The organism is Thauera butanivorans (genome assembly GCF_048398245.1).
Classification (GTDB): domain Bacteria; phylum Pseudomonadota; class Gammaproteobacteria; order Burkholderiales; family Rhodocyclaceae; genus Thauera; species Thauera butanivorans.
The window spans coordinates 2,460,016-2,479,099 of record NZ_CP183038.1 but is presented as its reverse complement, the minus strand read 5'-3'; the positions used below and the strand labels follow the sequence as shown (position 1 = coordinate 2,479,099).

14 protein-coding genes and 3 tRNA genes are annotated in these 19,084 nt (G+C 66.6%); 2 read left to right on the top strand and 15 right to left on the bottom strand.

Annotated features, from left to right (window positions below):
* Positions 1-57 precede the first annotated feature (57 nt).
* From ACNQFN_RS12110 to ACNQFN_RS12085, 6 genes are all read right to left on the bottom strand, one after another.
* Positions 58-1,752 (bottom strand): sigma-54-dependent Fis family transcriptional regulator, encoded by a 1,695-nt coding sequence (locus ACNQFN_RS12110; protein WP_068635108.1) that lies wholly within the window; start codon positions 1,750-1,752, stop codon positions 58-60.
* Between the two features lie 197 nt (positions 1,753-1,949).
* On the bottom strand, positions 1,950-2,984 hold the full coding sequence (locus ACNQFN_RS12105) for a universal stress protein (protein WP_068635109.1): 1,035 nt from the start codon (positions 2,982-2,984) through the stop codon (positions 1,950-1,952).
* Between the two features lie 17 nt (positions 2,985-3,001).
* A complete protein-coding gene (locus tag ACNQFN_RS12100; protein ID WP_418646615.1) occupies positions 3,002-5,401 on the bottom strand; it encodes an efflux RND transporter permease subunit in 2,400 nt (799 codons plus the stop codon).
* The gene (locus ACNQFN_RS12095; RefSeq protein ID WP_418646614.1) at positions 5,401-6,516 is read right to left on the bottom strand and encodes a WD40/YVTN/BNR-like repeat-containing protein; all 1,116 of its coding nucleotides are present in this window, start codon (positions 6,514-6,516) and stop codon (positions 5,401-5,403) included. Before ACNQFN_RS12095 ends, ACNQFN_RS12100 begins: the two co-directional genes overlap by 1 nt.
* A 145-nt stretch (positions 6,517-6,661) precedes the next feature.
* Positions 6,662-8,014, bottom strand: coding sequence for a DUF1329 domain-containing protein (locus ACNQFN_RS12090; RefSeq protein WP_418646613.1), 1,353 nt, complete (start codon positions 8,012-8,014; stop codon positions 6,662-6,664).
* Positions 8,015-8,046: 32 nt separating this feature from the next.
* Positions 8,047-9,735 (bottom strand): DUF1302 domain-containing protein, encoded by a 1,689-nt coding sequence (locus tag ACNQFN_RS12085; protein WP_418646612.1) that lies wholly within the window; start codon positions 9,733-9,735, stop codon positions 8,047-8,049.
* Positions 9,736-9,895: 160 nt separating this feature from the next.
* Between ACNQFN_RS12085 and ACNQFN_RS12080 the strand changes: the two genes are divergently transcribed.
* Positions 9,896-10,813 carry a LysR substrate-binding domain-containing protein gene (locus tag ACNQFN_RS12080; protein WP_068635113.1) on the top strand — a complete coding sequence of 306 codons (918 nt, stop codon included), beginning with the start codon at positions 9,896-9,898 and terminating at the stop codon, positions 10,811-10,813.
* Positions 10,814-10,879: 66 nt separating this feature from the next.
* Here the strand turns inward: ACNQFN_RS12080 and ACNQFN_RS12075 are convergent.
* The 3 genes from ACNQFN_RS12075 to ACNQFN_RS12065 all read right to left on the bottom strand — a co-directional run bounded on the left by ACNQFN_RS12075 (position 10,880) and on the right by ACNQFN_RS12065 (position 11,871).
* Positions 10,880-10,954 (bottom strand) — tRNA-Val (locus ACNQFN_RS12075).
* 52 nt (positions 10,955-11,006) lie between these two features.
* A tRNA-Val gene (locus tag ACNQFN_RS12070) sits at positions 11,007-11,081 on the bottom strand.
* Between the two features lie 124 nt (positions 11,082-11,205).
* Positions 11,206-11,871 carry a phosphatase PAP2 family protein gene (locus ACNQFN_RS12065; RefSeq protein WP_068635114.1) on the bottom strand — a complete coding sequence of 222 codons (666 nt, stop codon included), beginning with the start codon at positions 11,869-11,871 and terminating at the stop codon, positions 11,206-11,208.
* A 137-nt stretch (positions 11,872-12,008) separates the two neighbouring features.
* On the opposite strand from ACNQFN_RS12065, the gene ACNQFN_RS12060 reads away from it, so the two are divergent.
* Positions 12,009-12,539, top strand: coding sequence for a hypothetical protein (locus ACNQFN_RS12060; RefSeq protein WP_418646611.1), 531 nt, complete (start codon positions 12,009-12,011; stop codon positions 12,537-12,539).
* 13 nt (positions 12,540-12,552) lie between these two features.
* Here ACNQFN_RS12060 and ACNQFN_RS12055 read toward each other — a convergent pair.
* The 6 genes from ACNQFN_RS12055 to tig form a co-directional block, all read right to left on the bottom strand.
* A tRNA-Val gene (locus ACNQFN_RS12055) sits at positions 12,553-12,628 on the bottom strand.
* A 44-nt stretch (positions 12,629-12,672) separates the two neighbouring features.
* Positions 12,673-12,945, bottom strand: a complete 273-nt coding sequence (locus ACNQFN_RS12050; RefSeq protein ID WP_418646610.1) for an HU family DNA-binding protein — start codon at positions 12,943-12,945, stop codon at positions 12,673-12,675.
* A gap of 228 nt (positions 12,946-13,173) precedes the next feature.
* Positions 13,174-15,585: an endopeptidase La gene (lon, locus tag ACNQFN_RS12045; RefSeq protein ID WP_068635119.1), complete on the bottom strand. Its 2,412-nt coding sequence runs from the start codon at positions 15,583-15,585 to the stop codon at positions 13,174-13,176.
* 113 nt (positions 15,586-15,698) lie between these two features.
* The gene (gene clpX, locus ACNQFN_RS12040; protein WP_068635120.1) at positions 15,699-16,967 is read right to left on the bottom strand and encodes an ATP-dependent Clp protease ATP-binding subunit ClpX; all 1,269 of its coding nucleotides are present in this window, start codon (positions 16,965-16,967) and stop codon (positions 15,699-15,701) included.
* A gap of 18 nt (positions 16,968-16,985) precedes the next feature.
* Positions 16,986-17,624: an ATP-dependent Clp endopeptidase proteolytic subunit ClpP gene (clpP, locus tag ACNQFN_RS12035; protein ID WP_068635121.1), complete on the bottom strand. Its 639-nt coding sequence runs from the start codon at positions 17,622-17,624 to the stop codon at positions 16,986-16,988.
* A gap of 20 nt (positions 17,625-17,644) precedes the next feature.
* Entirely contained in the window at positions 17,645-18,949 is a 1,305-nt protein-coding gene (tig, locus tag ACNQFN_RS12030) for a trigger factor (protein WP_068635122.1), read from the bottom strand.
* Between the last annotated feature and the right edge of the window lie 135 nt (positions 18,950-19,084).

Here is a 19,084-nt window from a genome sequence, read left to right as displayed (position 1 = left end):
CCGATGGCCGCTCGAAAGCGGCCATCGGCGGAACTGCGGTGCGGCGGGCGCCCAGACTTACGGGTCTGGCAGCCCCGTCTCGCTGCCCTCACCCTGCTTCAAGCGGTAGGCAAGCTGCCGCCGGGTGATGCCCAGCAGGCGCGCGGCATGGGTGAGATTGCCCTGGGAGCGCTGCACGGCCAGGTTCAGCAGCCGCGTCTCGTGCGCGTCGAGGTCGAAGCCTTCCTCGTCCAGCAGCGTTTCGCACAGGCGCTCGCGGGCGGCATCGACCGCGCGGCAGACGCCGCCTTCGTGATCGACCGCCGCAGCGGCGCCGACGGCCGGCGCCCCGCCCGCGAACAGATGGTCCACTTCGATCCGTCCTCCGGCCGGCGCCAGCAGCACGCCGCGCTCGACGAGGTTTTCCAGTTCGCGGATGTTCCCCGGCCATGGGTAGCTCATCAAGGCCTGCATCGCGCGGTCGGTGAGGCCTTCGAGCGTCTTGTTGTATTGCGGGGCGAACTTGTCGAGCATCGCCGCGACCAGCAGCGGGATATCCGGCTTGCGCTCGCGCAGAGGCGGAATGGTCACCGGATAGGTGGCGAGGCGATAGTACAGATCGGAGCGGAAGCGCCCCTGCGCGATCGCCTGCTGGAGATCGACGTTGGTGGCGGCGACGACGCGGACATTGACCTTGCGCGTCTTCTCGTCCCCCAGGCGCTCGACCTCGCCCGTCTGCAGGACGCGCAGCAGCTTGACCTGCGCGGCCAGCGACAGCTCGCCCAGTTCGTCGAGGAACAGGGTGCCGCCGTCGGCACGCTCGAAGCGGCCCGCGCGGGACTGCTGGGCGCCGGTGTATGCGCCTTTCTGGACGCCGAACAGCTCGGCCTCGATCAGGTCGTTCGGAATGGCCGCGCAGTTCACCGCGACGAAAGGCTGTTCGCGGCGGTCGCTGTTCTCGTGCAGCCAGCGCGCGAAGACTTCCTTGCCGACGCCCGTCTCGCCCAGCAGCAGCACGCTGATCGGGCTGTTGGCCGCCTTGCTGAGCAGATCGAAGGCGGCGCGGAAGCCCGGCGAACGGCCGACCAGTTGCCCGAGTTCCTTGCGCTCCCGCAGCTGGCCGCGCAATTCGACCAGCTCGGCCTCCATCTCCTGCAGTTTCCAGTCGAGGTTCTCGGGCTTGAAATGCGCCAGGTAGGGATCGTCGCCCCAGGCCTCGGCCGGCTTGCCGACGATGACGCACTTGCCGTCGCCCTTGCACAGGCAATGCGTCTCGCGGAACACGATCAGGCGCTTGAAGAAACCCGTGACGTAGCCGGAAGCGTAGCCCACCAGGGTCCAGCACGCGGCCTCGTGCCCGCTGCCGAACTGCTGCAGGTGGGATTCCGCCTCCCACGAATTGTCCCATTCGACTTCGCCGAAGAAGCTGCCCACCTCCCAGTCGATGTCGGCCCGCGTGATCGTCGCCCTGACCAGCCCCTCGAAGGCATGCAGCTCGGGGCCGATGCGGAAGACGTCGTAGTTGTCGCCGCTGCCGTACAGCTTGGAGGCCAGGTCGGCGTCCTGCTGGCCGGAGACGAAGCCCATGCGCAGCAGCAGGCCCTGCGCCCGCCGCGTGCCGAGGGAATCGAACAGCTCCTTGCGCAGCGCCCCCATCGCCCGCGCGTGCAGGAGCAGCATCCGGTTCTCGTCGAGCCAGATCTGCCCTTGGTCGATGTTGAAACGCAACCTCGAACGCAGATTGAACTGCTCGATGAGTCGCTGCTCTGCCATGTCCTCGCTCCGCATCCGGCTCTGAGACGCGCCTCGCCGCCCGCATCGCGGGCGCGCAGCGCTGGCCGGTCTGTTCCAAATGGCCTCCACCGGCCACGCCGAGGCGCCACGTTACGCGACTGGCGCACCGATGTGTAGAGGCCGGCAAGGCGCGGGCCGGCCCGGATCGGCCCGCCTCCGCACCGCCCTATCCGATGTCAATACACGGGACGCCCGGCGCGCAGGTTCATCAGGCGCGAGAACAGGCGCCGGAAGGCTTCGTCCTGCGCGCCCGCCTTGCCGAGCTCGGCGTTCTCGCGGAAGGCCCGGGCGATCTCCGCCCAGTCCTCGTCCCGCAGGTGGCGGGCGGCGAGCGGCAGCAGCAGCTTTTCCTCGGTGTTCAGGTGGCGCCACTGCCCTGCGACGAAATCGTCGATGTCGTCGCCCAGACGGGTGCGCGCCTCGGCATCGCCGCCAGCCTCGCGCAGGCGGGCCACGGCCTGTTCGAGCCCGGCCAGGCGACGGCCGCCTTCCGCGTGCTCGCGCTCGAGATCGGTGATCAGCGGCCCGGCGTCGGTACTGCGCTGCCCCAGCCTGGCGAACAGGTACTGCTCTTCCTTGGGATGGTGGAGCCGTTCGGGAAAGGCGCGCAGGTAGTGGAGCAGCGCCCCGGTCAGCTCGTGGTCGGTCTCGGCGCCGGCACGCAGGCGCGCCGCCTGTTCCCGCAGCCCGGCACAGATCGCGGCGATGGCGCGGTGCTCGTCCTTGATGATGTCGACCGCTGCCGCGGCCGGCGTGCCGCGCACGTTGGCCTCGACCGTCGCCACCAGCACCGGCAGCGTGGCGTGGGCCAGCACCTTCTGCGTCTGCGAGCCGATGATCAGCGCGCGCACGCCGCGCCGGCCATGCGAGGCCATGTAGATCAGGTCGCAGCCGCGCTCGGCCGCCACGTCCAGGATCAGCTCGTAGGGCCGCGCGCCGGTGCGCGCCACGCCGTCGCAGTCGACCCCGGCGGCGCCGGCCGCGGCGACGGCCTTGGCCAGGATCGCGTTGGCCTCGCCCATGGCCAGTTCGGCGAAGGCCTGCGGCGACAAGGTCCGCGCCAGCGCGCCCTCGCCGCTCGCGCCGTAGTCCTCGCGCATGGTGAAGAAGGTGATCTTCGCCCCCAGCGCCGCGGCGAAGGCGACGGCCTGGGTGGCGAGGCCCGTGCCCAGTTCGGAGCCGTCGAGCGGCACCAGCAGATGTCGATACATGTCCCGTCTCCTTCGGATCAGACCGCGATCGCTTGCTTCGGCCGCAGCAGAAAGTGCCCCAGCGCCGGCAGCAGGATCAGCGCCCCCAGCATGTTCCAGACGAACATGAAGGCGAGCAGGATGCCCATGTCGGCCTGGAACTTGATCGGCGACCAGGCCCAGGTCGCCACGGCGAGGCCGAGCGTGATGCCGGTCAGCACGACGACCTTGCCGGTGAAGATCAGCGCGCGGTAATAGGCTTCGGACAGGCTCATGCCTTCCTTCAGCCGGGCCAGCGTCACCGTCATCACGTACAGCGCATAGTCGACGCCGATGCCGACGCCGAGGGCGATCACCGGCAGCGTCGCCACCTTGACGCCGATGTCGAGCCACACCATCAGCGCCTCGCACAGCACCGAGGTGATCATCAGCGGCACCACCGCGCACACCACGGCCCGCCACGAGCGGAAGGTGATGAAGGCCAGCACGATCACCGCCGCATAGACCAGGAACAGCATCTGCACGTTGGCCTTGCGCACGACGATGTTGGTCGCCGCCTCGATGCCGGCGTTGCCGGCCGCGTTCAGGAAGCGCAGCGCGTCCGTGCCGTGGCGCGCGGCGAAGCCCTCGACCACGTCCACCACGCTGGCCAGGGTGTCGGCCTTGTGGTCCTTCAGGTAGGCATAGACCGTCAGCAGGTCGCAGTTCTGGTTGAACATCTCGCGCGGCGCGCGCGTGATGATGGCGTTGAGCATGTCCTGCGAACGCGGAATCTCGAACCACTTCAGGCTGCCCTCGTTCATGCCGGCGTTGGCGACCTTGGCCAGGCCGGCGAGCGAGCTGGTCGCTTCCACGCCGGGCAGTTGCTGCAGCGCGCGCTCCAGCGCATCGACCGCCATCAGCGTGCCGTACTGGCCGCAGGCATACTGCGGCGTCTTCACCATGACGATGTATACGTCGCTGCTCGCGGCGTAGTTGGCGGTCATGAAGGCGTTGTCGCGGTTGTAGCGCGACTCCGGGCGCAGTTCGGGGGCGCCGGGGTCGGTGTCGCCGATCTTGAGCTGGAAGCTGACCGCCAGGCCGAACGCGCCCATCGCCAGGCCGCAGGCCACGGCGATGGTGGCCCACTTGCGCCGGGTGAACAGGTCGAGGAAGGCCCAGAACGGATGCTTGCCGTGGCCGCCGTCGCCGGCGTCCGTCAGCTCCGCCGCCAGGCTGCGCTGGGCGGCGACCGGGCTGACGCCGGTGTAGGACAGCAGGATCGGCAGCAGCACGAGGTTGGTGAAGATCAGCACCGCGACGCCGATGCTGGCGGTGACCGCCAGGTCCTGGATGACCTGGATGTCGATCACCATCAGCACCGCGAACCCCACCGCGTCGGCCAGCAAGGCTGTGAGCCCGGCCAGGAACAGGCGGCGGAAGGTGTAGCGCGCCGCCACCAGGCGGTGGGTGCCGCGGCCGATGTCCTGCATGATGCCGTTCATCTTCTGCGCGCCGTGGCTCATGCCGATGGCGAACACCAGGAAAGGCACCAGCACCGAATAGGGGTCCAGCTCGTAGCCCAGCGTCGGCAGCAGGCCCAGCAGCCAGACCACCGCGACCACCGAACACGCCACCACCAGCAGCGTGCTGCGCAGGCAGCGGGTGTACCAGTAGAGCACCACGGTGCAGATGACGATCGCCCCGGCGAAGAACAGCATCACCTGGCGCAGGCCGTCGATCAGGTCGCCGACGACCTTGGCGAAGCCGGTGACATGGATCCTCACCGTGTCCGACTCGTACTTGCCGCGCAACTGCTCGATGCGCTGCGACAGCGCGTGGTAGTCGATGCGCTCACCGGTGTCGGCGACGACATCCTGCAGCGGCACGAGGAGGATGCTCGAACGATAGTTGGCGGCGACGAGCTGGCCGATCTCGCCGGAGCGCTCGACGTTGATGCGGACCTGCTCCAGGCTTTCCGGCGAGCCGTCGTAGTCGTCCGGGATGACCGGGCCGCCATCCAGGCCGTCCTCCGTGACCCCCGTCCAGCGTACCGCCGGCGCCCACAGCGACTTCATGTAGGGGCGGTCCACCCCCGGCAGCAGGAACAGCTCGTCGTTGAGCTTGCGCACCGTGTCGAGATAGGCCGCGCTGAAGATGTCGCCTTCGGTGGCCTCGATCGCGATCCGCAGGCTGTTGCCCATGCCGGCGAGCTGGCTGCGGTTTTCCAGGAAATTGACGATGTAGGGATGGCTCGTCGGAATCATCTTCTCGAACGCCGCGTTGAGCCGCAGGCCGAACGCCTGCCAGGCCAGCACCACGGTCACCAGCAGGCAGACGGCGACGACGGCCAGGCGGTTGTTGAAGAGCAGGCGCTCGGGCAGCGAGCCCGAACGCGAATCGAATTCCGCGATGTCCGCGATCACGGCCTCGGCCGGAAGGGAATGTGCGACCGCCATTATCTTGATTCCGCAACAAGTCGAGCCGGCTCGACACGGGTCAGCCCACGCGCGCCGGACAGCACCAGCGCCCCGTCGCCGCCCTGGGCGAGGCCGGTGAGGCCGGTCGGGAAACTGCCCGCCACGGGCGTGAAGCTGCGCGCGCCATCGACACTGCGCAGCAGGCGCCCGCTTTCGTCGGCGAGCACGATGGAACGGTCGGCCAGCACGCTGCCGCTGGTCAGCGTCACCGCCTGCCCGAGCGCGATCTGCCGCCAGCTGGCGCCGCCGTCCGCGCTGCGCCAGACGTTGCCGCGCAGGCCGTAGGCCAGCAGCGTGTCGCGATCGAGCGCCAGCGCGCCGAACCAGGTCCCCGGGTAGGGGGTTTCGATCGCGCTGAAGCGCTGCCCGCCATCGAGCGACCTGAACAGCGCCCCCTGCTCGCCCGCGATCAGCACGTCGGCGCCGCTGGCGCGGACGGTGTACAGGTGCTTGCCGCGCGGGTTGGGAATGCGTCCCATCAGGGAATGCCAGTTCCGCCCGCCATCGTCGGTCGCCAGTGCGAGTCCGTACGCGCCGACGGCGAAGCCGCGCTTCCCGTCCAGGAAGTGGACGCCGAGAAAAGGCTTGTCCGGCCCCTCTTCGACGAGGCGCTGGGCGTCGCGCAGCGCGCGGGCGGCCGCGTCGTCCCCGGCCTGCGCGCGGGCCTGCGCGTCCTCGAAGACGATGCGCGCGGCCTGGCGGCCGTCCAGCCGGAGCTGCCAGGTCTCGCCCCCGTCCGTGGTCTGCAGCACCACGCCGCCATGGCCGACGGCCCAGCCGTCGGTGGAGGTGACGAAGTGGACGTCGGTGAGCGCGACGCTGACCGGCACCGCCCCGGCCTGGCGCCAGGTGCGCCCGGCGTCGTCCGACAGCAACACGAGGCCGCGCACGCCGACGCCGACGAAGCGGCTGCCCGCCTCCGCCACGTTCAACTGCGGCGACTGCTGCGCGCGGACGTCGGCGCGGGCCGGCGCCTCGAGGAGGTCGGGCACGGCCTGCGTTTGCGCGGCCAGGACCGTTGCCGCAGCCAGGACGGCAGGTAGAACGACGGCCGCGCGCGCAATGCCGCGCCGGCCTGGAAGCCTGATGGACATGATTCGGAACCCGTGTCCTCGCCGCGCCCCGGCCCGCGGGTGGCGGACGGCGGCGGCGAGCAATCTGAGAAACTGGAGAAGCCGGCGCCTCGCCGGCCAGCCCGCGCGCACTCCGCGGCGGCGACCGGCGAGCGCGCCGCGCAGGTCAGCGTGCGGCGTCGGCCGCCACCGCGTCGCCGGTGAAGTAGGTCTCCGGCTTGCGCTCGACGACCTTGAAGTCCTCGTCGTTGAGCGCCTGGATGACGCTCATCGTGCCCGCCTGCAGGTTGAAGACGGTGGCGGTCTTCATCAGCGTGGCCGGAATCTTCGGCACCACGAAGGGCGTGACCTGGGTCGTGCGCCACAGCTTGCCTTCGGCGTCGTAGCCGTCGATCAGCGCGATCAGCCAGGTGTCCTCGTCGAGGTAGTAGCGGCGCTTGGGCACCGCGTGGCGCTTGCCGGCGGCGACGCTCGCCTCGACCACCCACACGCGATGGCGCTCCCAGCGCACCTGGTCGGGGTTCAGGTGGTGCCGGGACAGCGCCTCTTCCAGCCTGGCGCCGACCAGCCCGTTGTTGTTGTACGGGATCAGCATCTCCTGCTTGCCCACCAGCGTCCACTCGAAGCGGTCGAGCTGGCCGAAGAAGCCCTGCACCTCGTCGAAGTAGTTGGCCCCGGAGGCGACGAAATCGGGCGTGTCGTAGGACACCGTCGGCGCCCGGCGCACGCGGCGCTGGCCGACGAGGTACTGCCAGGCCTGGCGCGCGTTCTTCTGGTCGATGCCGTCGCGGATCACCAGCGACTCGCCCGCCTTGAACGGCGGCTCCAGCGTGTTGAAGCGGAACATCGCGTACTCGCCGGACCATTTCTCGATGGTCGCGTCCTCGTAGTACGGCGGGTACTGGAAGGCGATCTCGTTGCGCGTGGCCAGGGTGTGCGAACCGTCGGCGTTGCCGACGATGTTCTTGAAGCGGTATTCGATCGACGGCGCCTCGACGCGCAGCAGGAAGTTCCACATTACCTCGACGCCTTCCTTCGGGATCGGGAAGGGGATGCCGCCGATGCAGCCTTCGAGCGAGTAGCCGCCATCCCTGGTGCTGCAGCGCGTCGCGTTCAGCGCGGTGTTGTCATAGACGCGCTGCGGCGCCGCCGCTGTGCGGTGCGTGGGGTAGACGTCCAGCCGGAAGCTGTCGGGGTACTTCTGCAGCAGCGCCTTCGTCCCTTCCGACAGCAGGGCGTCGTACTGCCCCATGTTCTGGGCCGTGACCTGGTGCAGGGGCTTCTCGCCGGCGAAGATCTCGCCCGGAATGTCGCCCACCTTCCGGCCTTGCAGCGGCTTGGTGATGCCGCCGTCCCAGGCCGGGATGCTGCCGTCGGCGTTGCCCGCCTTTTCGGCGCCCAGCGGGGTCAGCGTGTTCTTCAGCCCGGCGGCCTCGTCGGCCGTGACCGCCGCGCCGGCGGCCTGCGCCATCAGCGCGGCGGCGATCGCGGCCAGCGGCAGAATCTTGTGCTTCATCATTGTCGTCTCCTGAAATTGTCGTGCCCGGGGGATCAGAACGTGCGCTGGATCGACAGCGAGACGAAATCCCGGTCGCGGTGGAAGTTGTCGTACGAAAGCTCGGGCACCGCAGTGTCGTAGCGGATCACGGAGCCGCCCGAACCGAAATAGCGCGTGTAGTTCAGGCCCGCCTGCCAGGTCCGCTGGTAGTCGGCCTTGACGCCGATGCTGAAGTTGCCGCCGCCTTCGGACGGGAACAGCACGCCATTCACCGAGGAGCGGCCGCTGAGGCCGTAGCTGAGGCCGATCGGCACCTGCAGGTCGAGCCCGGGCGCCACCTGGAAGTACTCGGGCGTGAACACGAACTGGATCGCACTCGCGCTGCGCGTGGCGAGGCGGTCGAGCTGGTGCGCGTTGTCGGTGACCTTCAGCCGCCGGTTGTAGGCGAACTCGCCGACGAAGGTCGCGCCGTCCCACAGCGCGCTGCCGCCCAGCACGCTGATGGCCGAGAGGTTGAGGTGCATCGTCCGGCCCTTGGGGAAGGCCGCGTCGTCGCCGCCGTCGGCGGTGGTGTCGCCCGGCAGGATCATGGTGATGCCGCTTCCCACCAGGGGCATGTTGTCGCGGAAGGACAGTTCGCCGGCGACGTTGGTCTCGCCCACCAGGGTACTGAAGCTGGCACCCACTGTGCGGATGTCTTCCGCATAGACCATGACGTAGTCGCCGATGCTGCCGGGCTGGACGTTGACGCCCGGCCGCACGTAGAACTGCGGCATCTTGTCGTGGAACCGGGCGGCATAGAGGCCGTACTCGGAATCCCCGGCCTTGAAGCGGATCTGCACCCCGCCCTGGCCGGAGTCCTTCGCCTCGATGTCCTTGCCCCGGAACACCTCCTGCCCCGGCCCGAGGATGAGGCGCTCGCCGCCCGCATCGACGAAGTCGGCGAAGCTGAAATAGCTGCCCGCCGCCGGCAGGCGCGACTTGCGCCACTCGGCCTGGTAATAGGCGCCGAGCGTCACCTCGGGGTTGATCTGCAGCGTCACCGACACCTGCCCGACCGGACGCGCGACCTCCTTGAACTGCGAGTTGGGCACCGACAGCGCGCGCGCGAGGTCGAGCGGCGTCTGCGCCCCCGCGATGCCGTTCGAGCCGAAGAACAGGCTCTCGCCGTAAAGCTGGGTGAAGCGCCCCGCCTTGAGGTTGAGGTTCATGCCGGCCGGCTCGAAGCTGCCATAGACGAAGGCATCCAGGAACTCGGCCTTGCGCCCGTGCAGCTTCTTGGTCGCGCGGGTGAATTCGTTGTAGCGCGCCGAGCGCTGGTTCAGCAGCGCGCCGCCGAGGGCGCCCGGATTGTCGTTCGACTCGTTGTAGACCTGGTCGTACCAGGCCGCCCCGCTGACGCGGAAGCCGTACTTGCGCATGTAGCGGAAATCGAGCTCGGACAGCAGGTCGAGCCGGTTCGAGACCAGCCCCCTGCCGAAGTTCTGGTCGCCGTCGTTGGTGTTCGCCTGCGGTCCGATGGAGTCGTCCGCCACCTTCCGGTCCACGCCGCTCACGCGCCAGCTCGCGCTGTACTTGACGGTGTTGTCCCAGCTCATCCTGATGTCCGGGTTGCCGGTATCGATCTGAAAAGCGAGCGCGGCGCCGGAGGCCGCAAGCCCTGCAAACGCACCGGCAACGGCACGACAGACGGATCTGATGCGAAAACGGCTGCGGCCGTGCGGATGTGCCCTCTTGTCCATGCCTTCCTCCTCCAATCGTTATCTGGATCCCGGATCCGTATCCGACCTACCGGGATGGCACGAACCTTATAGAGCGGGCGAAATGCCGTCCAATACCGATTTATGGACTCATCAATACCTTTAAAGTATGATCGCCCCGGATCGATACCGGAGAAAGCGCATGGACCTGCGCCACCTGAGATATTTCATCGCCGTCGCCGAGGAACAGAACATCGGCCGCGCCGCCACCCGGCTCCACATCTCGCAACCGCCGCTCACCCGGCAGATCCAGCAGCTCGAAGAAGAACTGGGCGTCCGCCTGCTGAAGCGCACGCCGCGCGGCGTCGAGCTGACCCAGGCCGGGGCGCTCTTCCTCGACGAAGCGCGCAACATCCGCGCCGTCGTCGAGCAGGCCACCGAGCGCACCCAGCGCGCGGGGCAAGGCAAGCTCGGGCGGCTGGACGTCGGCATCTTCGGCACCGCGATCCTCGACGCGATCCCCAAGCTGCTGCTGGCCTTCCGCCGCTCCTACCCGGAGGTGAAGATCGTCCTCCACACCATGAACAAGGGCGAACAGATCGAAGCCCTGCGCCAGCGCCGCATCACGGTCGGCTTCAACCGCATGCTCGCGCCGCTGCCCGACATCACCACCCGGCTGGTGGCCAACGAGAGGCTGCTGCTGGCCATGAGCCACACCAGCCCGCTGGCCGCGCAAGAATCGGTGGCATTCCCGGCGCTGCGCGATCACCCGCTCGTGCTCTTCCCCACCGGCGCGCGCCCGAACTTCATCGACAAGGTGATGACGCTGTGCCACGAAGCGGGCTTCGAACCCATCGTCTCGCAGGAAGTGAGCGACGCCATCACCGGCGTAGCACTGGCTGCCGGCGGCTTCGGCGTCTGCCTGGTCCCGGAATCGACCACCTCGCTGGCCCTGCCCGGCGTGATCTACAAGCCCCTCACCGACCTACCCCACCATGCCCAGGTCGATCTGAGCTGCATCTATCGCAGCGACGACCAGTCGCCGATCCTCGAAGCCTTTCTCGGCACCATCGAGCAAATGCGTTCCACGCTTCCGTCAGGAGCGGCCTTGACGGAATGAGCCTGGCAATCAGCATACGGGAGCACAAAACGAAAACCCCAGCCGGGACGGGCTGGGGTTGGATTCTGGTGGGCGGTACTGGGATCGAACCAGTGACCCCTGCCGTGTGAAGGCAGTGCTCTACCGCTGAGCTAACCGCCCGATCCGGCGAAAGATTCGCGCGGTCGGCTTGCGAAAGGAGGCATTCGAGGCCTGGTGGGCGGTACTGGGATCGAACCAGTGACCCCTGCCGTGTGAAGGCAGTGCTCTACCGCTGAGCTAACCGCCCTTCCGCAAAGAGGCCGCATTGTAGAAGCGGCACCCTGGCCCGTCAAGCCGGCTTTTTGTCGGTCGCTTGACTGCCGGGCAAATCCTGTCTTGACAGCGGCTCCACTTGCCGCCGGCACCGCCCTTCATCCGCGCCTTCTCCACATCAGTTCGGCGACCATCCACCAGCCCAGGGCCCAGGCCGCACCGGCCGCCCAGCCGGCCAGTACATCGGTCGGCCAGTGGACACCGAGATAGACCCGGCTCAAGCCCACGATACCCGACAGAAAAAGCGCAGCCCCCATGATATAGAGCTTCTGCGCCTGTGCATTCACCAGGCGGGCGAGCAGGACACCGAGCGTCAGATATACGACGGCCGACATCATCGCGTGCCCGCTCGGAAAGCTCGCACTCGTCACGAAGTCGCCGTGCGGGATCACGTCCGGCCGCGGCCGGGAAAAGGCGCCTTTGAGCAGCGTGCTGAGCAGGGTCCCGCCCAGGGTCGACGCCAGCACGAACAGCGCCATGCCCCTTCGGCCGGACAGCAGCAGGAACAGCACGGCCATGCACACCAGCAGGCTGAGCACCGTGGTGCTGCCCAGCGCGGTGGCGTCGCGCGCCGCCGACTGCAGCCACATCGGCCCGCCGGTGTCGGGCCGAGGATGCAGCGCCAGCATGATGGCGCGATCCAGGGTCACGGTATCGCCATCCGCCACTTCGTCCGCAACCGCGATGAAAATCCAGGCCGCCGAAGCCAGCAACAGCACCACCGCGAGAATGCGCGGTTCAAGCCATGTGCGCAGAAACTTCATCTCGCCTCCCTCGTTTCGCGTTTCTCTCGTCGCTGTGGCGATCCGTTTCCCCATATGGCAGCAGTCTGCCGCTGTGCCGCTAAAATGGTCAATCGCCGGACGGCAGCTCCGGGCAGCACCACGCCACAGGCCACACCATGCACGATCCGAATGCCGGCTTCATCCGCTGCGCCCGACTCATCGCCCAGGCCGACGGGCTTCTCATCACGGCCGGCGCCGGACTGGGCGTCGATTCCGGCCTGCCGGATTTCCGTGGCGACGAGGCGCGCCCGGACATCCTGATGTTCGGCGACTGGGGCTGGGTCGAAAGCCGTTCGGAGGCACAACACGCCCGACTGAATGCCTGGCGGTGCATGGTCGAACACCTGGTCGTGATCGAGATCGGTGCCGGCACGGCCATTCCTTCCGTCCGCCTGTCCGGCGAAAGACAGGGGGCGCCGCTCATCCGCATCAATCTGCGCGAAGCAGGCACCACATCAGGGAAGAAGGTATGCCTGTCACTGAGAGGCAGCGAGGCCATGAACGGCAGTATGAACTGCCTTGCGCGAAGAAGGTTTTCCCCGCGCCTGAAAGAACCCGCACCTGTCGCTCTGCTCCCGAACATCGGTTTTGCCTTGTTCGGCGACGGAAAAGCAAAAGCCCGGCTTGCCGGGCTTTTGAATTGCTGACTGGCAGCATGTCTGGTGGGTGCTGACGGGGTCGAACCGCCGACATTCGCCTTGTAAGGGCGACGCTCTACCAACTGAGCTAAGCACCCGCGCTGAAACCACCTTTCTTTGGCAGGCGGCCCAGTAAAGCCCGTTAGTTTACTGCATCTTTCAGGCCTTTGCCAGCACGGAATTTCGGGACTTTCGCTGCCTGGATCTTGATGTTCTTCCCTGTACGCGGATTGCGGCCGGTGCGTGCTGCTCGCTCACCGACGTAAAACGATCCGAAGCCCACCAGCGTGACGCTGTCGCCGCCCTTGAGGGCTTCCACGACCCCCGCGACGACTGCATCCAGGGCTCGGCCCGCCGTGGCTTTGGAGATTTCGGCCTGTGCTGCGACGACGTCGATCAGTTCTGATTTGTTCACTTGAATCCCTCCGAAAGTGCACTGCGATGGGATGACGCTCACTGCTTATCCGCGTCGGTACGGATGTCCGGTACGGCCTGCTGTCCTGCCGATCCCGGTTTTTATAGCGCGCGCACTTCGGCGGGTCAACGCGTGATACATCAATGACAAAGCCGCAGCGTGCATGACACACGCTGCGGCTTTGTCGGGGTGGATGCCAGGAATTGCGCCCGGCGGATCCGCCCGAACTCAGTGCGGCCGCTGAGCCGCGCCGACCGCGTCCGGATCCGCAGGCGCCACCGGCGCCGCCACCTCTTCGGGCGAGGGCTCCGGGCGACGCTCCAACGCGCGTTCGAGCACCTGGTCGATCCACTTGACGGGCACGATCTCCAGCGCGTTCTTGATGTTCTCCGGAATTTCCGCCAGATCCTTGACGTTCTCTTCCGGAATCAACGCCGTGCGGATGCCGCCGCGCACCGCTGCCAGCAGCTTCTCCTTGAGGCCGCCGATCGGCAGCACTTCGCCGCGCAGGGTGATCTCGCCGGTCATCGCCACATCGCAGCGCACCGGGATGCCGGTCAATACAGACACCAGCGCGGTGCTGATCGCGATGCCAGCGGACGGTCCGTCTTTCGGGATCGCGCCTTCCGGCAGGTGGATGTGCATGTCGCTCTTCTGGTGGAAGTCCTCCTCGATGCCGAGCGAGCGGGCGCGCTTGCGCACCACCGACAGCGCGGCCTGGATGGATTCCTGCATCACTTCGCCGAGCTTGCCGGTAGTCAGCACCTTGCCCTTGCCGGGCAGTTGCACCGCCTCGACGGTCAGCAGTTCGCCGCCAACCTCGGTCCACGCCAGGCCGGTGACCTGGCCGATCTGGTTCTGCTTCTCGGCGATGCCGAAGCTGTACTTGCGCACGCCGAGGAACTTGTCGAGATTCTTGGCGTTGACGACGATCTTGCTGCTGCGGCTCTTGAGCACGAGCTGCTTGACCACCTTGCGGCAGATCTTGGAGATTTCGCGCTCCAGGCTGCGCACGCCGGCTTCGCGGGTGTAGTAGCGCACGACGTCGCGCAAAGCGTCCTCGGTGAGCGAGATTTCTTCCTGCTTGAGGCCGTTGTTCTTGATCTGCTTGGGCAGCAGGTAACGTTGGGCGATGTTGACCTTCTCGTCCTCGGTGTAGCCGGACAGGCGGATCACTTCCATGCGGTCGAGCAGTGCCGGCGGCAGGTTCAGCGTATTGGCGGTGGCCACGAACATCACGTCGGAGAGGTCGAAATCGACTTCGATGTAATGATCCTGGAAAGTGTGGTTCTGCTCCGGGTCGAGCACTTCGAGCAATGCCGAACTCGGGTCGCCGCGGAAGTCCATGCCGAGCTTGTCGACTTCGTCGAGCAGGAACAGCGGGTTCTTGACGCCGACCTTGCTCATGTTCTGCAGGATCTTGCCCGGCATCGAGCCGATGTAGGTGCGGCGATGGCCGCGGATCTCGGCTTCGTCGCGCACGCCGCCGAGCGCCATGCGGATGAACTTGCGGTTGGTGGCTTTGGCGATCGACTGGCCGAGCGAGGTCTTGCCCACGCCCGGGGGGCCGACCAGGCACAGGATCGGCGCCTTGACCTTGTCCACGCGCTGCTGCACGGCGAGATATTCGAGGATGCGTTCCTTGACCCGCTCCAGGCCGTAGTGGTCCTTGTCGAGCACCTTCTCGGCCTCGGCCAGATCCTTGCTGACGCGCGACTTCTTTTTCCACGGCAGGCCGATCAGGGTGTCGATGTAGTTGCGCACGACCGTGGCTTCGGCCGACATCGGCGACATCAGGCGCAGCTTCTTGAATTCGGACTGGGCCTTGGCGAGTGCCTCCTTGGGCATGCCGGCGGCCTTGATCTTCTTGTCCATCTCCTCGAGGTCGGCGCCATCCTCGCCTTCGCCGAGTTCCTTCTGGATGGCCTTGACCTGCTCGTTCAGATAGTACTCGCGCTGGCTCTTCTCCATCTGGCGCTTGACGCGGCCGCGGATGCGCTTTTCGACCTGCAGGATGTCGAGTTCGGCTTCGAGCTGGTTCAGCAGCTTTTCGAGGCGCTCGCCGGTGTCGAACATCTCGAGCACTTCCTGCTTCTGTTCGAGCTTGAGCGGCAGATGCGCGGCGATGGTGTCGGCCAGGCGGCCTGCTTCCTCGATGCCGGCCAGCGAGGTCAGGATCTCGGGCGGGATCTTCTTGTTCAGTTTGACGTACTGGTCGAACTGGGCAACGATCGCGCGGCGCATGGCCTCGACTTCGTTGGTGTCGACCTCGGTCACCTTCACCGGCGTCACCTTGGCGACGAACAGGTGGCGCAGATCCTCGACCGAATCCACCCGCGCGCGGCGCACGCCCTCGACCAGCACCTTGATGGTGCCGTCGGGCAGCTTCAGCATCTGCAGGATGTTGGCGATGCAGCCGATGGAATAGAGGTCTTCGATCGAGGGCTCGTCCTTGGCCGCCGATTTCTGCGCGACGAGCAGGATGCTCTTGCCGGCTTCCATCGCGCTTTCGAGCGCCTTGATCGACTTGGGCCGTCCGACGAACAGCGGGATGACCATGTGCGGAAACACCACCACGTCGCGCAGCGGCAGCAGCGGCATTTCCAGTTGTCCGTTGGGGAGTTCAGCGGAACCCGACATTTTAATTTTCCCTGTGAGAAAGGTCATACCCATGTATGGGCATGACCTGGAAATTCAAGCGACGGGTACGACCCACGGCTGGACGACGATCACACGAGTCCGCTTCGCCGGTCTCAGTTGGCACCCGACACTTTCGGCTGCTCGGCGTAGATCAGCAGCGGCTTGCCGCCTTCCTCGATGGTCGCCTCATCGACGACGACCTTCTCGACGCCGTTCAGCGTCGGCAGGTCGTACATGATGTCGAGCAAGGACGCTTCGAGGATGGAGCGCAGGCCACGTGCCCCCGTCTTGCGCTTGATCGCCTTGCGGGCCACCGCATGCAGCGCCGCAGGACGAATCTCGAGTTCGACGCCTTCCATCGAAAACAGTTTCTGGTACTGCTTGACCAGCGCGTTCTTGGGCTCGACCAGAATCTGGATCAGCGCGGCCTCGTCGAGTTCCTGCAGCGTGGCGACGACCGGCAGACGGCCGATCAGCTCGGGGATCAGGCCGAACTTGATCAGATCCTCGGGTTCGACCTGGCGGAAGGTGTCGGTGAGGTTCTTGCCTTCCTTGCTCTTGACCTCGGCGCCGAAGCCGATGCCGACCTTCTCGGTACGGTTGCGGATGACCTTTTCCAGGCCGTCGAAGGCGCCGCCGCAGATGAACAGCACGTTGGTGGTGTCGATCTGGATGAAGTCCTGGTTCGGATGCTTGCGCCCGCCCTGCGGCGGAATCGAGGCCACCGTGCCTTCGACCAGCTTCAGCAGCGCCTGCTGCACGCCCTCGCCCGAGACGTCGCGGGTGATCGAGGGGTTGTCGGCCTTGCGCGAGATCTTGTCGATCTCGTCGATGTAGATGATGCCCTGCTGCGCCTTGTCGACGTCGTAGTCGCACTTCTGCAGCAGCTTCTGGATGATGTTCTCGACGTCCTCGCCGACGTAGCCGGCTTCGGTCAGCGTCGTCGCGTCGGCCATCACGAAGGGCACATCGAGCAGGCGCGCCAGCGTCTGCGCCAGCAGCGTCTTGCCCGAGCCGGTGGGCCCGATCAGCAGGATGTTGCTCTTGGCCAGTTCGACGTCGTCTTCCCGTGCCTCGACGTGGCGCAGGCGCTTGTAGTGGTTATACACCGCCACCGCGAGATTGCGCTTGGCCCGTGCCTGGCCGATCACGTACTGGTCGAGGATCTCGCAGATTTCGCGCGGCGTGGGCAGCGCACCCTTGGTGCCTTCCGGGTCTGCGGCGCCGACGACCTCGTCACGGATGATGTCGTTGCACAGTTCGATGCATTCGTCGCAGATGAAGACCGAAGGGCCGGCGATCAGCTTGCGCACCTCGTGCTGGCTCTTGCCGCAGAAGGAGCAGTACAGCAGCTTGTCGCCGCCAGCCTTCTTGTCCGTCATGTCGGGGGTTCTCCTGGATCAGGTGTCGTCGCGGCTGGTCAGGATCTTGTCGACCAGGCCGTACTCGACCGCCGCCGCGGCTGACATGAAGTTGTCGCGGTCGGTGTCCTTCTCGATGCGCTCGAGCGGCTGGCCGGTGTGCTTGGACAGCATCTCGTTCAGGCGCGAACGCAGGTAGAGGATTTCGCGGGCGTGGATCTCGATGTCCGAGGCCTGGCCCTGGAAGCCGCCCAGCGGCTGGTGGATCATGACGCGCGAGTTGGGCAGGATGAAGCGCTTGCCCTTCTCGCCCGCCGCCAGCAGAAAGGCGCCCATGCTTGCCGCCTGGCCGATGCACAGCGTGCTGACGTTCGGCTTGATGAACTGCATGGTGTCGTAGATCGCCATGCCGGCAGTGACCGAACCGCCGGGCGAGTTGATGTAGAACGAGATGTCCTTGTCCGGATTCTCGGATTCGAGGAATAGCAACTGCGCGACGATCAGGTTGGCGGTCACGTCATTGACGGGCCCGACCAGGAACACCACCCGCTCCTTCAGAAGGCGCGAATAGATGTCGTAGGCGCGCTCGCCGCGACCGCTCTGTTCGACCACCATCGGAACCAGGCCGAGACCGACCGGATTCCAGTCGCTGCTGTGCTGGGGTGTTCCTTGCATCATTGGTCAGACCCTTTGCGGACTCAGGCCGCGTTGCCCATCAGTTCGTCGAAAGTCACGTCCTTGTCGGTGGTCTGGGCCTTCTCGCTGACCCAGGCGACGACATTGTCCTCGATCACCACGGCCTCGGCCTGGGCCAGGCGCTCGGGTTGGGCGTAGTACCAGCGTACCAGCTCGGACGGATCCTCGTAGCTTTGCGCCATTTCCTCGACCAGCGCGCGGACCTGCTCGGGCTTGGCGTGCAGTTCGTTGGCCTTGACCAGTTCGGCCATGATCAGGCCCAGGCGGACGCGGCGCTCGGCCTGCTCGGTGAACCACGACGGATCGACCGGGATGTCCTTGGTCTTCATGCCGCGCATTTCCAGGTCGCGGCGGGCATTCTCGGCCAGTTGCTGCGACTCGCCCTGCACCAGCGCCTTCGGCACTTCGATCGGGGTCACGGCGATCAGCGCGTTCATCACCTGTTCCTTGACCTTGGCCTGGATGCGGCGCTTGACCTCGCGCTCCAGATTGCCCTTGACCTCTTCGCGCAGCTTGGCGACGTCACCGTCGGCCACGCCCAGCGAGCGGGCGAAGTCGGCATCGATCTCCGGCAGCACCGGGCCTTCGACCTGCTTGACCTTGATCTCGAACTGGACGGTCTTGCCGGCCAGTTCGGCAGCATGGTAGTCGTCCGGGAAGCTCATGTCGAAAGTCTTGCTCTCGCCCGCCTTCAGACCGGTCACGGCGGTCTCGAAGTCCTTCAGCATCGCACCGGCGCCGATCACGAAGGGGAAGTCCTCGGCCTGGCCGCCCTGGAACACTTCGCCGTCCTTGCGGCCGGTGAAGTCGATCACGACGCGGTCGCCCTCGGCGGCGGCACGATCGGCCGCGGTGAAGGAGGTACGCTGCTTGCGCAGCACGTCGAGCGTCTTGTCGACCTCGGCATCGCCGACCACCAGGGCCGGACGTTCGATCTGCTGGCTGGCGAGATCACCGATGGCGACTTCCGGGTAGATCTCGAACACGGCACTGAATTCCAGCGTGCCGTCGGCGGCACCGTTCTTGGGCTCGATGTTCGGATACCCTGCCACGCGCAGGTTCTGCTCGCGCACCTTCTCGCCGAAAGCCTTCTCGACCGCCGCGCCGACCGCTTCGCCGCGGGCCTGGCCGCCGTGCGTCTGGGCGACGATCTTCATCGGCACCTTGCCCGGGCGGAACCCCGGCATCTTCACCGTACGCGCCATGCGCTTGAGGCGGGCATCCACCTCTTTTTCGATGTCTGCCAGCGAAACGGCGATGTCGATACGGCGCTCGAGTGCGCTCGGGGTTACCTGGTTCTGCTCCATTGGGTCGATCCTGAGAAGTCAAAAAAACCGTTCTCGCCGGCGTCGGCATGCGTCTTCGACAAGGACGCACGCACACGCCGCCAGCGCAAACGCGTTGAACGAAGAGCGGGATTCTAGCACAGCGCCCGCGTCACG

What these genes read in the sequence shown, in the direction of transcription:
- ACNQFN_RS12085 (WP_418646612.1), bottom strand. Translation starts at nt 9,735, where the DNA reads ATGGACAAGAGGGCACATCCGCACGGCCGCAGCCGTTTTCGCATCAGA.
- ACNQFN_RS12080 (WP_068635113.1), top strand. Translation starts at nt 9,896, where the DNA reads ATGGACCTGCGCCACCTGAGATATTTCATCGCCGTCGCCGAGGAACAG.
- ACNQFN_RS12095 (WP_418646614.1), bottom strand. Translation starts at nt 6,516, where the DNA reads ATGTCCATCAGGCTTCCAGGCCGGCGCGGCATTGCGCGCGCGGCCGTC.
- ACNQFN_RS12090 (WP_418646613.1), bottom strand. Translation starts at nt 8,014, where the DNA reads ATGATGAAGCACAAGATTCTGCCGCTGGCCGCGATCGCCGCCGCGCTG.
- ACNQFN_RS12105 (WP_068635109.1), bottom strand. Translation starts at nt 2,984, where the DNA reads ATGTATCGACATCTGCTGGTGCCGCTCGACGGCTCCGAACTGGGCACG.
- tig (WP_068635122.1), bottom strand. Translation starts at nt 18,949, where the DNA reads ATGGAGCAGAACCAGGTAACCCCGAGCGCACTCGAGCGCCGTATCGAC.
- ACNQFN_RS12110 (WP_068635108.1), bottom strand. Translation starts at nt 1,752, where the DNA reads ATGGCAGAGCAGCGACTCATCGAGCAGTTCAATCTGCGTTCGAGGTTG.
- clpX (WP_068635120.1), bottom strand. Translation starts at nt 16,967, where the DNA reads ATGACGGACAAGAAGGCTGGCGGCGACAAGCTGCTGTACTGCTCCTTC.
- lon (WP_068635119.1), bottom strand. Translation starts at nt 15,585, where the DNA reads ATGTCGGGTTCCGCTGAACTCCCCAACGGACAACTGGAAATGCCGCTG.
- ACNQFN_RS12100 (WP_418646615.1), bottom strand. Translation starts at nt 5,401, where the DNA reads ATGGCGGTCGCACATTCCCTTCCGGCCGAGGCCGTGATCGCGGACATC.
- ACNQFN_RS12065 (WP_068635114.1), bottom strand. Translation starts at nt 11,871, where the DNA reads ATGAAGTTTCTGCGCACATGGCTTGAACCGCGCATTCTCGCGGTGGTG.
- clpP (WP_068635121.1), bottom strand. Translation starts at nt 17,624, where the DNA reads ATGATGCAAGGAACACCCCAGCACAGCAGCGACTGGAATCCGGTCGGT.
- ACNQFN_RS12060 (WP_418646611.1), top strand. Translation starts at nt 12,009, where the DNA reads ATGCACGATCCGAATGCCGGCTTCATCCGCTGCGCCCGACTCATCGCC.